9 protein-coding genes are annotated in these 13,180 nt (G+C 74.0%); 2 read left to right on the top strand and 7 right to left on the bottom strand.

The features are described 5' to 3' along the window. Positions 1–68 precede the first annotated feature (68 nt). Together ACFVGO_RS22865 and ACFVGO_RS22860 are read right to left on the bottom strand one after the other, a co-directional pair. Positions 69–302 (bottom strand): hypothetical protein, encoded by a 234-nt coding sequence (locus ACFVGO_RS22865; RefSeq protein WP_380633688.1) that lies wholly within the window; start codon positions 300–302, stop codon positions 69–71. A 78-nt stretch (positions 303–380) separates the two neighbouring features. Beyond that, positions 381–3,557, bottom strand: a complete 3,177-nt coding sequence (locus tag ACFVGO_RS22860) for a BTAD domain-containing putative transcriptional regulator (protein ID WP_380355527.1) — start codon at positions 3,555–3,557, stop codon at positions 381–383. Here ACFVGO_RS22860 and ACFVGO_RS22855 point away from each other — a divergent pair, their 5' ends adjacent. Beyond that, the gene (locus ACFVGO_RS22855; protein ID WP_380633692.1) at positions 3,558–4,103 is read left to right on the top strand and encodes an Ohr family peroxiredoxin; all 546 of its coding nucleotides are present in this window, start codon (positions 3,558–3,560) and stop codon (positions 4,101–4,103) included. A 304-nt stretch (positions 4,104–4,407) separates the two neighbouring features. On the opposite strand, the gene ACFVGO_RS22850 is transcribed toward ACFVGO_RS22855, so the two are convergent. From ACFVGO_RS22850 to ACFVGO_RS22830, 5 genes are all read right to left on the bottom strand, one after another. Continuing rightward, a complete protein-coding gene (locus ACFVGO_RS22850) occupies positions 4,408–4,971 on the bottom strand; it encodes a CGNR zinc finger domain-containing protein (RefSeq protein WP_359897339.1) in 564 nt (187 codons plus the stop codon). Next, positions 4,968–6,746, bottom strand: coding sequence for an ABC-F family ATP-binding cassette domain-containing protein (locus ACFVGO_RS22845; RefSeq protein WP_380633685.1), 1,779 nt, complete (start codon positions 6,744–6,746; stop codon positions 4,968–4,970). The genes ACFVGO_RS22850 and ACFVGO_RS22845 overlap by 4 nt, the downstream gene beginning before the upstream one ends. Positions 6,747–6,822: 76 nt before the next feature. Then, the gene (gene abc-f, locus ACFVGO_RS22840; protein ID WP_380355536.1) at positions 6,823–8,457 is read right to left on the bottom strand and encodes a ribosomal protection-like ABC-F family protein; all 1,635 of its coding nucleotides are present in this window, start codon (positions 8,455–8,457) and stop codon (positions 6,823–6,825) included. Positions 8,458–8,817: 360 nt separating this feature from the next. Beyond that, entirely contained in the window at positions 8,818–9,246 is a 429-nt protein-coding gene (locus tag ACFVGO_RS22835; protein WP_380355537.1) for a hypothetical protein, read from the bottom strand. A 124-nt stretch (positions 9,247–9,370) separates the two neighbouring features. Then, positions 9,371–12,169, bottom strand: a complete 2,799-nt coding sequence (locus tag ACFVGO_RS22830; protein WP_380633682.1) for an ATP-binding protein — start codon at positions 12,167–12,169, stop codon at positions 9,371–9,373. Between the two features lie 535 nt (positions 12,170–12,704). Here ACFVGO_RS22830 and ACFVGO_RS22825 point away from each other — a divergent pair. Next, entirely contained in the window at positions 12,705–12,899 is a 195-nt protein-coding gene (locus ACFVGO_RS22825; protein WP_359897331.1) for a hypothetical protein, read from the top strand. The last annotated feature ends 281 nt before the right edge of the window (positions 12,900–13,180 follow it).

The following is a 13,180-nucleotide window of genomic DNA, read 5'->3' as shown; positions in this document are numbered from 1 at the left end:
AGCTCTTTTTTTTTTCCCCCCCCCCCCCCCCTCCTTTGGTTGCGGCGGTCCTGTCCCACCAGGGTGCCTCAGGCGGCCGTACCGGCCGCGGGTTCGATCCCGGCGGCGGGGGCGTCGACCGCCGCGCGGAACGCCCAGATCGGCATCCAGGCCTGAATGGTCGACGTCGTCGCGGGTCCGCTGGAAGTGCCATGCGGGGGAGTGGGAAGCGCGGGCAGGCCTATGGCCAGAGCGGATGCCGCGTACAGGACAAATTTGTTCACGAAACTTCTTTCCCGATGATCGTTTGAACGGCTGATCACGGAAATGATGGCACGGTGGATGGTTCGAATGCCAAATCGAATCCGCCGGTAGTCGATAATGAGCAGAGTTGACGAGTTTTATTCGCTTGACTGGTCGAACCTGCTGCGAAGATTGCGCAATGTTTTCGATTCTGGCAGGCGGGCTGACTCGGAGAGCTCAATGGCACGCTGAAGCGTCGTGCGGGCCGTGTCCACCTGTCCGGTCCGCAGCTGCAGCTCGGCCAGCGCCTCGCAGGCGGCGGCCTCCTCCTCCGTCGCCTCGATCTGTCGGGAGAGGGCAGCGGCTAGCCGGAAGTGGTCGAGCGCGTCGATTGTCCGGTCGAGGTCCCGCTCGGCCTGGCCCAGTCCGCGCAACGCAGCGGCCGCCTCGCGTTGGGCTCCGATCGATCTTGCGAGTTCGAGGGCCCTCGTGTGCTGGTCCAGAGCGGCGCCGTACTGCCCCGTCTTCCGGTACACGGTTCCCAGTCCGTTGATGGCGTCGGCCTCGACCCGGCGGTTTCCGATCTGGCGAAAGGTGCGGAGTGCGGTTCGGAGGAGCTCGGTGGCGCGGGCGGACTCCGCAGGGAGCGGGAGGGAACCCGCGAGGTTCATGCGGATGATCGCCAGGTCGTTCGGCGACAGGATGCCGTCCCCGATTGCCAGAATCTGTTCGAAGGCGTGGCAGGCGGCATTCGGATCCCGAGCGTTGAGATGCATTCCGGCAAGGTTCCCGAGAATTTGGAGTCGGAGCCGCGAATCGTTCATGCATTCGGCCAATGGCAGCGCCTCGGTGAACGATTCCAGAGCTTCCCGGTTTTCGCCGAGATGCATGAGAATCGCGCCGAGATTGTTCAGGCAGCGCGCCCTGTTCCACTCGTCCCCGGATTTCCGGTGAATCTCGACGACCTCGCGCTGGGTCGCCAGCGAAGCCGACAGATCGCTCTGGTTCCAGCGGATCTTCGCGATTCTCTCCAGTGCCTCGGCGGTGCACTGGGCGTCGCCCCGCGACTCCGCGATCGCGAGAGCGCGTTCGGCGGCCGGTCCGGCAGCGGCGTATTGGGCGGTGCGGATCCGGATCGAGGCCAGGGCCAGGAGGGCGTGGCTCTCGGCCAGCTCCTCGCCGCGGCCGTGACTGTGGTGTGCCGAGGCCCGGTGCATCTCGTCGGCCTCGCGCCACAGTCCCTCGGTTTCGAGGTGGTCGGCGAGGACGTGGGCGAGCCAGGCCGCCTCCTCGGTCAGGCCGGTGGCCCGGGCGTGGGCCTCCACGGCGACCAGGCCGGGGAGTTCCACCCCCAGCCAGGCCCTGACGGCCGTGTCGTCGGGCCAGTCGAGCCCGTCCACCAGCGCGTCCACGGGGGCGGGGTGCGGAGTTTGGGGGAGGGCCAGCCGGAATCGCCGGGGATTGAGCGTGCGGTCGGCCCGGTCGGCCACCCGTAAGGCGAAACCCGTGAGTCTTCGAATCGCCTGCCGCCGTTCCTCGGCCGTGACGAGATCGACGGCGAACTCCCGCAGGAGATCGTGCAGCACGTACCGTTCCGGCGAGTTCTCCTGGAGCATGTGCAGGTCGTGCAGGCTCTCCAGGATCCGGTCTGTCTCCCGCAGGGGCCGTCCGATCAGGGCGGCGGCGGTGTCGGGGCCGAGGTCGGGGCCGGGGTGCAGGCCGAGGCGGCGGAACGCCTCCTGCTGGGTGCGGGAGAGCGAGCGGTACGACACGTCGAAGGCCAGGGCCACGCTTTCGAGCCCGTGGCGGAGTTCGTTGAGCCGGCCGCCGCTGCGGGACAGCCGCCGCACGAAGTGTTCCAGGGACCAGGTGGGGTGGGCCTTGAACCGGCTCGCCGCCAGGTCGACGGCGAGCGGGAGTCCGCCGCACCGCTCGACGAGCGCATCGACCTGGGCGGGATCGCCGGTCCGTTCCTTTCCGGCCAGTGCGACGAAGAGTCCGGCCGCGTCCTCGGGCGACATGGGGTCGAGGTAGAGCGGACTGCAGGGGAGTTCGGCGAGCCGATGACGGCTGGTGACGAGGATGCAGGAGGCGGGATTGCCCGGGAGCAGGGGGCGGACCTGTCCGGGCCCCCGGGCGTCGTCGAGCACGACCACGGCCCGGCGTTCGGCGAGCAGGCCGCGGCACCGGGACGCCAGCTCGTCCCGGTCGGTGGGGATCGAGGCGGCCGGGACCCCGAACTGTCTGAGCAGCAACGTCGCCACCGCCTCGGTGTCCAGCGGCTGTTGGGCGCCGCCGTTGGCGCGGAGGTCGACGTAGTACCGGCCGTCCGGGAAGCGGTCCCGGAGGAGGTGCGCGGCGGTGACGACGAGGCTGGTCTTCCCGGTGCCGGCCATGCCGGAGACCGCGCGGATGCAGCCGCCCGCGCCGTCCGGCGAGCCGCTCGTGGGCGCCGACAGCAGGTGCCGGAGTTCCGCGTCGCGGCCCACCATCCGGTGCCGCACGGGGAGGTAGTTGCTGCGCGCGGGGCCGTGCTCGGCGGCGATGGGCGGAGCGACGGGCCGCCCCGGGCGGGTCAGGATCTCGCCGATCGGGGCGCGGCGAAGGATGCGTTGCTGAAGTGCCCTGAGCTGTTCGCCGGGTTCGGCGCCGAGGTACTCCAGCAGTTCCCGCCGGGTCCGCCGGAACACGTCCAGCGCCTCGGCGAACCTGTCGCAGCCGTAGAGCGCGGTGATCAGGTGGCCCGCCACCCGCTCGTCGGTCGGTCGCTGTTCCGCCAACGCGGCCAGTTCGGGGACGAGTTCGGCGAAGTGTCCGAGTCTGAGCTCGACCTCGCAGCGGGTCAGCATGGTGGCGAGCCACTGGTCGCGCATGGTGCTTCTGGTGGCCCGGGCCCACTGGCCGGGCAGGCCGGCGAGGGGCTCGCCCCGCCAGGTGTCGTCGGCGCGCCGGAGGAGTTCGAGCGCCTGGCGGTCGTTGCCCGCGTCGGCGAGCGATCGGGCGCGTCGCCCCAGCCGGACGTACCGGGGCCAGTCGACCCGGTTCGGATCGGTGTCCAGGGCGTAGGCGTGCGACTTGCGGTTGATCACCGCGGGCGGCGCGCCGTCGTCGGGGTGCTGCGCCTTCCGGAGCGCGGAGCGCAGCCGGGAGACGTAGGAGTGCACGGCCTCCCGGGCTTTGGCCGGGGGCTCGTCGCCCCAGAGCCGGGTGATCAGGGTGTCCAGCGGTACCGGTCGGCCGACGTCGAGTGCGAGTGCCGCGGCGAGACAGCGCAGCTTGTTGGTGCCGAGCGCCACGGGCCTTCCGTGGACGGACAGTTCGACTGCTCCGAGCACATGGAACTCCACGGTACCCCCGCCGGTCGGTCCCCATCCGTCGCCTCGGAGAGCATGGCATGTGTGCGGCCGGTCGGCCATAGCACGTACCGGCCTCGGGGCGGTTCGGCTTCGGCATCTTCTCCGGCTTTCCGCCTGTTGTGTGGTATCCGCCCCGGGGTCGCTGTCGCTCGGGCCCTGGCGTCGTTCGGGCCTGGCGCCGCGTCAGGGCCGTTCTCCCGCAGGCGGTTCGGCGGCGGCGGTACGGTGACCAATCCGGAGCAGCTCCTCGCGGCCGGCTGGGCCGCGTGCTTCCTCGGGGCCCTTCGCCGGGCGGCCGGCGACCGCGGGATCCGGCTCACCAGCACCACCGTCACCGCCGAGATCACCCTGACCCACGGCGACGACGACGAGTTCGCGCTCTCCGCGGTCCTCCGCCCCGTGCTCGGCGGCGTGGACCGGGCCACCGCCGAGGAGCTGGCGCACGCCGCCCACCGGATCTGCCCGTACTCCAAGGCCACGCGCGACAACATCCCGGTCGTCATCCACGCCGGCGTCGCCGCCTGAGCCGCCCCCCTGACGGCGGGTCCCGCGCCTGTTCCCCCGTCCGGCACGGGACCCGCCCACATCCCCGCACCGCACCGCACCGCACCGCACGACCGGAGCGCGCGGGCGGCACGCGCCTTCCCGGGCGCACACGTGCCTCCGGGCGGCCGGGCGTGTTCGTCACTTCCCGGACCGGTGTTCCGCCGGTCCGGGTGAGCGGACGCGGCCGGACGGCGGGTCGCAACCGTTCACCCCCTCGGCACGGATGGCGATGCCTGGTACCCGTGCCGGGGTCCGGCCGCCGGGGCGCGCGGTCGTGGAGGGACTACCGGGCGCCCGCGGTGGACGGCGTCTTCTTCCGCGCGCGGTAGGCGGCGGCCTTGATCTTGTTGCCGCAGGACTCCATGCCGCACCACTGGCGGCGCATGCCCCGGGAGCGGTCGATGTAGACCCGGGTGCACTCCGGGTTGCCGCACTCCTTCATCAGGGGGACGTCCGGGCCGCTGAGGAGTTCGACCGCCTGGCGCGCGACGGTCGCCAGTGCCTGCTCGGGGGTCGCCTCGTTGTGCCGCCCGGTCATGGTGAGCTGCGGTGTCACGGGCGGCTTGCGCGCGGCGGCGTTGAGCACGGCGAGCGCCTCGCGGTCGAAGGCCTCGTCGAGCCGCCGGTTGGTGACGAGCCGGTAGATCGCCTCGCGGACGGTCGTCGCCTCGCGGACGTCGTGCTCGTCACCGGGCGTGATCGTGTCCACCAGCCCGCAGTCCAGGTACCAGGCGTTCAGGCGCTCCGGCGTCACGAACATCTCGAACCGGACCGTGCGTCGTGCACGGAGCGTGGCCGCGAAGTCCAGGGCCGGGTGCCCGCAGACGAAGACATGGTCAAGGTTCACATCACCATGCTGACAGGTGACTGTGTCGAGGTGCAATAACGCGTGGCGCCGGCCGGGTCCAGCCGCAGCTCGCGGCCCCGCCAGCGCCGGCGCAGCCAGCGGTCGTGGCTCGCGAGGACGATCGCGCCGGGACCGGTGCCGAGGGCCTCCTCCAGTTCGTCGCACAGCCGCGGGGAGAGGTGGTTGGTGGGCTCGTCGAGCAGCAGCAGTCCGGGCGGGTCGGCGATCAGGAGCGCCAGTGCGAGCCGTCGGCGCTGCCCGACGGACAGCCGGCCGACGGGCTCGTCCAGGTCCGCCGCGGGCAGCAGCCCCAGCGAGCCGAGCGGCACCTCCTCGGCGCGGGCCGCTCCCAGCGCCAGCCGGTAGGTGGCGCGGGCGGTGCGGTCGGGCCGGTCGAACACGGTGTCCTGGGTGAGCAGCCCGACCGCCAGGCCGGGGTGCCGGCGGACGGTGCCCTCGGCGGCGAGGTGCCCGGCGAGGACGGCGAGCAGCGTCGACTTGCCCGTCCCGTTGCCGCCCGTGACCAGCAGCCGGTCGGTCGCCGCCACCTCCAGCGCGTCCAGTACGAGCCGGCCGGGAACCCGGACGTCCCGGAGCGACACCAGCGGCCGCGGGTCCTCCCCGGTGCCGGCGATCGGCGCACCGGCGTCCGCGGCCGGGGCGCTGACGTCCGCTGCCGCTGCCGCTGCCGCCACCTCCGCCGCCACCTCCGCTGCCACCGGCGCCTCGACCTCCGCGGCCAGCGCCCGGACGGCGAACCGCAGCGGGCGCGGCGGCGCGGGGACCTGTGCGCGCTCCAGCTCCTCCAGCCGCCGGGTGGCGTTGCGCACCCGGCGGGAGACCTGGCTCTGCACCCGGCCCGCCCGGTGGCCGTAGCCCATCTTCTCGTGGTCGCGCGGTCCCCGGTCCGGTGCGACCAGGTGGGCGGTCGCACCGGCGGACTGGCGCAGTCGCGCCAGTTCCTGCTGCTCCTCGGCGTGGCGCCGCTCCCAGCGCTCCCGCGCGGCGCGCTGCTCGCCCAGGTAGGCGCGGTAGCCGCCGCCGTAGCGGACCGGTCCGTCCACCGCCGGGTCGAGGTCGACCAGATCGGTGCAGACGGCGTCGAGGAACGCCCGGTCGTGGGTGGCGACGACGACGGTGCCGGGCAGTTCGCGGACCCGCTCCTCCAGGAAGGCGGCGGCGCCGTCGTCGAGGTGGTTGGTCGGCTCGTCCAGCAGCAGCGCGGCCGGCCGTCGCACGAGCAGTGCGCCGAGCGCCACCCGGCCGCGCTGCCCGCCGGACAGCGAGCCGAGCGTGCGGTCGTGCCCGAGCGTGTCCAGGCCCAGCCCGTCGAGGACCAGTTCGGCCCGGCGGTCGGCGTCCCACGACTCCCGGTACCGGGCCTGTTCCAGGCGCCTGCCGTAGGCGTCCAGGAGGTCCGGGTGGCCGGGGTCGGACTCCGGGACGCGGGCGATCTCCGCGCCGAGCCGGTCCAGCTCCGCGAGGTCCTCGCGGGCCTCGCGCAGCGCGTCGTCCAGGACGGCGGCGACGGTGGCGCCGGGCTCGAAGGGCATCTCCTGATGGAGGAAGCCGAGGTCCGCGGGGCGCGAGACGCTTCCCGCGTCGGGTTCGTCCACGCCGGCGAGCACCCGCAGCAGGGTGGACTTGCCGGCGCCGTTCTCCCCGATCAGGCCGATCCGGTGGCCGGGGGCGGCGGTCAGGCCGACGCCGTCGAGGACGCGTCGGCCGCCGAGGTCGCGGACGAGGTCGTGGGCGATCAGGGCGTGCTGGAGCACGGGGAACCTTCCGAGGTGAGGGGTGGTGGGCCCGCCGGGCACGGTGCCTCGGCGGGCCGCGTCGCACGTCGGCGGCTCACACCGCGGGCGCCCCGGTCTCCTTCAGCGTGCCGTCGGCCAGCCGGAGCCAGCGGTTCACCCCGATCTCGGCGAGGAAGCGCTCGTCGTGACTGACCACCAGGAAGGCGCCCTGGTAGGAGTTCAGGGCGCTCTCCAGCTGGCCGGCGCTGACCAGGTCGAGGTTGTTGGTCGGCTCGTCGAGCAGCAGCAGGTGCGGGGCCGGGTCCGCGCACAGCACGCAGGCCAGGGTGGCGCGCAGCCGCTCGCCGCCGGAGAGCACCCCGACCGGCAGGTGGGCCCGGGCCCCGCGGAAGAGGAAGCGGGCGAGCAGGTTCATCCGCTCCGTCTCGGGCCGCTCGGGGGCGAACGCGGCGAAGTTCTCCGCCACGGTGCGGTCGAGGTCCAGCAGGTCCAGGCGCTGCGAGAGGTAGGCGATCCGCCCGTCGTTGCGCTTGATCTCCCCGCTGTCCGGGGCGAGTTCGCCGGTGACCAGGCGCAGCAGGGTGCTCTTCCCGGCGCCGTTGGGCCCGGTCAGCGCGATGCGCTCGGGGCCGCGGACGCTCAGGTCGACGCCGCCCTCGGCGAACACCGGCCGGCCGGCGTGGCGGACCTGCAGGCCCTCGCCGAGGAAGAGGTTGCGCCCGGCGGGCACCTGGGTGTCGGGCAGTTCCAGGGAGAGGCGCTGCTCCTCGCGCAGGGCGCGCCCGGCCTCGTCGAGCCGGGCCTTGGCCTCGCCGACCCGGGCCGCGTGCATCTGGCCGGCCCGGCCCGCGGACTCCTGGGCGCCGCGCTTCATGTTTCCGGCGAAGATGCGGGGCAGGCCGGCGTTCTTGAGGTTGCGGGCGGCGTTGCTCTGGCGGCGCTCGGCGCGTTCGCGGGCCTGCTGCATCTCCCGCTTCTCCCGCTTCAGCTCCTGTTCGGCGTTGCGGACGTTCTTCTCGGCGACCTCCTGCTCGGCCCGGACGGCCTCCTCGTACGCGGTGAAGTTCCCGCCGTAGAAGCGCAGTTCGCCGTTGCCGAGTTCGGCGATGTGCTGCATCCGGTCGAGCAGCGCGCGGTCGTGGCTGACCAGCAGCAGGCAGCCGTTGAAGTCCTCCAGCACGTCGTAGAGCTTGTGCCGGGCGTGCGCGTCGAGGTTGTTGGTCGGTTCGTCGAGCAGCAGCACGTCGGGGCGCTTGAGCAGTTGGGCGGCGAGGCCGAGGGAGACGATCTGGCCGCCGCTGAGCGTGCTCAGGCTGCGGTCCAGGGTGAGGTCGGCCAGGCCGAGACGGTCGAGCTGGGCGCGGGTGCGCTCCTCGATGTCCCAGTCGTCGCCGATGGTGGTGAAGTGCCGCTCGTCGACGTCCCCGGATTCCACGGCGTCGATGGCCCGGATGATCCGGGCGATGTCGAGCACCTCGGCGACGGTGAGGCCGGAGGTCAGGGGCAGGCTCTGGCGGAGGTACCCGAGCCGTCCGGTGACCGTCACCGAGCCGGTGGCGGGCTTGAGTTCGCCGGCGATCAGCTTGAGCAGGGTGCTCTTGCCGGAGCCGTTGGGGGCGACCAGGCCGGTCCGGCCGGCGGGCACGGTGAAGGACAGGTCGTGGAAGACCGGGGTGTCGTCGGGCCAGGCGAAGGAGACGTTGGAGCAGACGACGGCAGCGTCGGACATGGGGATGACCTCGAAGGGAATGAGGGCAGGAAGATAGACCTCTGCCCTGGGCAGACGTGCGGAAGATGGGTACGACGAAGCCGACCACCTCGGCGGCGCTCCTGAAGCACCGGCCGGTGGCCGTCAGATCCGGGTCTCACCCGGAGATGTCGTCGTCACCCGCCACGTCTGCCACTCCTCGATCACACGACTACAGGTCACGGCCACTGTAGCAGGAGCCGCCGGCCGCCGGGTGGCCGGACGGGTGTGCGCCCCGGTGGGTGTCGACCGGCAACTGCCCTTCGTGGCAGCGGCCTTCGCCTCGGCGGGGGCATGCCGAAGGGGCCGACAGCCGGTGCTGTCGGCCCCTTCGGTGCGGGGTCACTTGACCCGCAGGGGTCCCGCGAAGGACTTGCGCAGGGCCGGGGGAGCGGCGACCGGGAGCAGCGCGGCGAGCATCCGGCCCTTGAGCGTGTTCGGCTGTCGCGTCAGCTGGACGTCGACCCGGGTGCCGTCCTGCTCGGGGGTCATCCGGAAGACCCAGCCGCCCCCGGGGCCGAAGAGCTTGGAGTCCAGGGTGGTGACGGTGACGGTGTCGCCGCCCGGTTCCCACTCGTAGCGGGCGCGTTCCCAGGCGGCCGAGGTGCCCTCGGTGACCTCGGCCCAGGTGTCGCCGAGCGCGTGGACCTCGAAGTGCTCGGCGTCGATGCTCGGCCAGGCCTCGGCGCGGGACGGGCCGAAGTCGGTCAGCACCGCCAGGACGTCCTCCGTGCCGAGCGCGGAGACGAGATGGAACCGTACGACTGCCATGGTGGGTGTCCTCATCAAAAGTGACTGCTCTGACCGGTGACGCAAGGTTTCCATGCACCTCCGTCACCTGTCAAGGTGGTGACGATCCAAGGCGGGTGGCCGGGACAGCCGCCGTACGGCGGGGTCACGCGTCCGGGGCGGCGGGCATCCGGTCGAGGGCGTCGCGCAGGGCGGCGCGGGAGGTGATCCCGAGCTTGGGGAACGCCCGGTAGAGGTGGGAGCCGACGGTGCGCGGGGACAGCCGCGTGCGCAGGCCGATCTCCTTGTTGGTCAGACCGCCCGCGGCGAGGTCCGCGATCCGGCGCTCCTGCCAGGTCAGGGCCGCGACACGGGCCGCGCCGTGGGCCGGGGAGGCCGGCGGGCAGGCGCCGGTGGCGTGCAGTTCGGCCCGGGCCCGCTCGGCCCAGCCGGCCGCGCCGAGCCGCTCGAACGCCTCCGCGGCGGAGGTCAGCGACGACCGTGCGGCCTTCCGCCCCCGGGCCTGGCGCAGCCGGACGCCGTGGGCGAGGCGGATCCGGGCGAGCTCGAACGGGAAGGCGCCGGCCGCCGGGTGGCCCTCGGCGCGGCGGCGCCACTCGGCGGCCTCCGCCGGGTCGGCGGCGGTCATGGCGAGCGCGCCGTACGTGACCAGGGCCAGGCGCGGGGAGAGGTCGGGCAGGCCGGCCTCCCGGGCGGCCAGCGCGTGCCGGCGGGCCTCCTCGCGGCGGCCGGTGTGCAGGGCCGCCTCGACCAGGTCGAGCAGCGTCCGGGAGGCCTGCTGCGCGCAGGGCGCGAAGGAGCCGGGCGGCGTGATGGCGGTGGCGTGCAGGTAGGCGGATTCGTAGTCGCCGGCCGCGAGGGCGGCGGCGGCGCCGACGGCGTCGGCGAGCTGGGTGAGGAGGCCGACGCCGCGGGGGCGGGCCCAGGCGTCGACGTCGGCCCGGAGCTCCCGCGCGCGGTCGGCCCGGCCGCGCATCGCGGCCAGCAGGCCGAGGTGCGCGCGGGTCTGCTGGGCGAACAGCGGGTGCTGGTGGGCGGCGGCCAGTTCCAGGCCGCGCTCCCCGGTCCGCTCGGCCTCGTCCCACTCCCCGGCGGCCAGCTGGTCGAGCATGATCAGGTGCAGCATGGTCAGACCGGCCGTGGCGGCCCCGGTCCGCAGCTCGCGCTCGACGCCGCGCCGCAGGTGCGGCCGGAACCGGCCGAGGGCGTCCACGTGGTGGGCGGCGACCGACAGCCGGGCCAGCTCCCAGGGCTGCGGTGTGTCCGGGCCGGCGAACGCGCGCTCCACCCGCTCCCGCACCCCGGCGCCGCGCCGGACCACGTCGCTCCAGGCGTCCTGGCAGAGGCGGGAGGTCGGTGGCACCAGGTCGCCCAGGGAGGCGAGGAGTTCGTGGGTCCGCTCCCACCCGGTCTCGTCGGCGGCGTACCGGTTCACGGTCAGGAGCAGGTCGACCAGCCGGGTGAGCGTCTCGGTCGGCTCGTGCCCACCGCTGTCGCGGATCCCCTCGATCGCGGCGAGGACCTGGCGCCGCGCGGACCGGACGTCCCCGTCCTCGTGGAGCGCGCCGTACGCCGACACGAGCACCGAGGCCGGGGAGGCGCCCGCGCCGGACGCGCCGTCGCAGCGCGCCAGCTGCCGCGCCCGGTCCAGCAGGCCGGCGTGACCGGCCACGAAGGCCGCGTCGCCCAGCCGCCGGGACCGCTCCGCGCGGCTCCCGCTCAGCTCCGCGGCCCGGGTCAGCCAGGTCACCGCGGCCACCGCCCCGCCGCGCCGGGTGATCGAGCCGGCGGCGCTCTCCAGCGCGGCCGCGACCGCCTCGTCCGGGCCGACCGTCGAGGCCGCCAGGTGCAGGGCGCGCCGTTCCGGGTCCTCGCGGTGCACCCGGGCGAGCACGGCGTGCGCCGAACGCCGCTCACCGGGAGTCGCCAGCTGGACGACCGTCGACCGCACCAGGGGGTGCCGGAAGACGAACTCGCCGCTGAACGGGTCGACGTCCAGCAGCCCGCTGTCCGCCGCCGCCTCGGCGCCCGTCATCCGGTAGTGCGCGCGGAGGGTGCGGCCGGGCACCGCGCCCGCGGCGACGCCGTCCAGGGCTCCGCGCAGCAGCTCGGCGCGGACGGCCTCGCCGAGCGCGCCGATCCGGGCGCCGTACACGTGCCGCAGCCGGCGGGGCAGCGGGACGCCCGCGCACCCCGGCAGCTCCGGCCGGCCGCCCGCCGCCCGGCCGTCGGGCAGCGCGGGGGCCGTGCGCAGGACCTGCGGCGGCAGTTCCACCAGGGCCAGCGGGTTCCCCCGGGCCTCGTCCAGGACCAGCCGCCGGATCCGGGGGTCCAGGCCGGGATGGCGCAGGGTCAGGAGCTGCTCCGAGGCCGGCCCCGACAGCGCGCCGACCGGCAGCGGCGGCAGCGCGGCCCGGTCGAAGTCGCAGGGCACGTCGGAGCGCAGCCCGACCAGCAGCTTCACCGGGCTCACGCTCAGGCGCCGCCCGACGAACCCGCACACCTCGGTGCTGGGGCCGTCGAGCCACTGGCCGTCGTCGAGCACCAGCAGCAGGGGCTGCCGGGACGCCGCGCGGGAGAGCAGGCCGAGGACGGCGACGCCGAGGGCCATGACCGAGGGCGACGGGCCTCCGCCGCGGCCGAACACGACGTCGAGGGCCGCCCGGTCGACGTCGTCCAGCCGGCCGAGGTCGACCAGCAGCGGGTGCAGCAACTGGTGCAGGCCCGCGAACGGCAGCTCCCGTTCGGCCTCCGCGCCGCACGCCCTGATCACCCGGTGGTTCCGGTCGGCGGCGAGCCCGGCGGCGTGCTCCAGCAGGGTGCTCCTGCCGACACCGGCGTCGCCCCGCAGCACGAGGGAACGGCCCTCGGCGGCCGTCACGAATCCGGACAGCACCCGCTGCTCGTGCTCGCGGCCGACGATCCTCCCGTTGGTCGGTTCCACGTGGCCCCGCGTCCCCTTCCTGTCGGTCCGTCCGGCGCGTCGCGCCCCGCGGCCGGCCCCTGCGCAGGCCCGTGCCCGGCACCGCCGGGTGACGGTGCCGGGCGGCGGGTGCGGGGCGGGCCGTCAGTGGGCGGTGGCGCGGGCGGCGGCCCGCAAGGGGCGGTCGGCAGCACCGAAGCCATCACTGCCCTGACGGGTGATGAGACTGCCGTGCCCGATCGTCACCTGTCAAGATGGTGACGCCCGAAGGGCGGAAAAGGGTGCGGCGCCCGAGGGGAGGCCGCGCCGCGTCGTCACGCCGGTGCTGCCCGGTAACTCATGGACGCTGGAAGGAGGTTGGAAATGGGGCGGGGGCGGATCCCTGCATCTTCAACAAGGTGTCGGGAGTGCGGAATCGGCCAGGCACGTGTGAGGCGCGGGTGTTTTGCCCCAGATGTCATCACCGTCTTGACGGGTGACGATGTACGGTGCACCCTGAAGGTCGTCCCCGGCGCCGTGCGGGCGCCGTCCGTGACCGCCGGTCAGGAGAGTGGCCATGAGCAAGCAGCCCGCGGGCGACCCCGCCGCCGAGGCGCGGCACGCCCGCTACGGCACCCTTCCCGAGCGCATCCGCTTCGAGGACATGACCGAGGAGGCGGCGGGCGGCCCGGGCGGCGCGGCGAACGACGCGTACAACCCCGAGAGCTCCTGGAACTTCTACAACTGCCTGGCCGTCGACCTGGGCCTGTGACCCCGGTGGCCGACGGCCGGCCGGGGCGCCGGACCGTGCGGGCGGCCCGGCTCCGAGGCCGCGGAGCGCCGGCGGGCGGCTCGATATACCGCTGCTGTCGACCTCGTACGAAGGGGCCTCCTCGCGACGAGGATCGGAGCCCCACCGGATTCGCCGGGAACGCCGGCGGGCCGGTGGGGACCCGCCGGACAACCGGGAGGGAAGAGGCGCGGGGGGGGTTCGGGATTCTTTTGCACTGCGTTCTTCCTTTTTGTTTTTCCTGTCGCGCCGTTCCCATCCTC

The sequence above is a fragment of the Kitasatospora sp. NPDC057738 genome (assembly GCF_042798815.1).
Taxonomy (GTDB): domain Bacteria; phylum Actinomycetota; class Actinomycetes; order Streptomycetales; family Streptomycetaceae; genus Kitasatospora; species Kitasatospora lactacystinica.
Note: the sequence above shows the minus strand (reverse complement) of the source record. Positions and strands in the feature narration are given on the sequence as shown.

Coding starts and splice junctions, on each gene's coding strand:
- ACFVGO_RS22855 (WP_380633692.1), top strand. CDS start 3,558: ATGGAACTCCACGGTACCCCCGCCGGTCGGTCCCCATCCGTCGCCTCG.
- abc-f (WP_380355536.1), bottom strand. CDS start 8,457: ATGTCCGACGCTGCCGTCGTCTGCTCCAACGTCTCCTTCGCCTGGCCC.
- ACFVGO_RS22835 (WP_380355537.1), bottom strand. CDS start 9,246: ATGGCAGTCGTACGGTTCCATCTCGTCTCCGCGCTCGGCACGGAGGAC.
- ACFVGO_RS22825 (WP_359897331.1), top strand. CDS start 12,705: ATGAGCAAGCAGCCCGCGGGCGACCCCGCCGCCGAGGCGCGGCACGCC.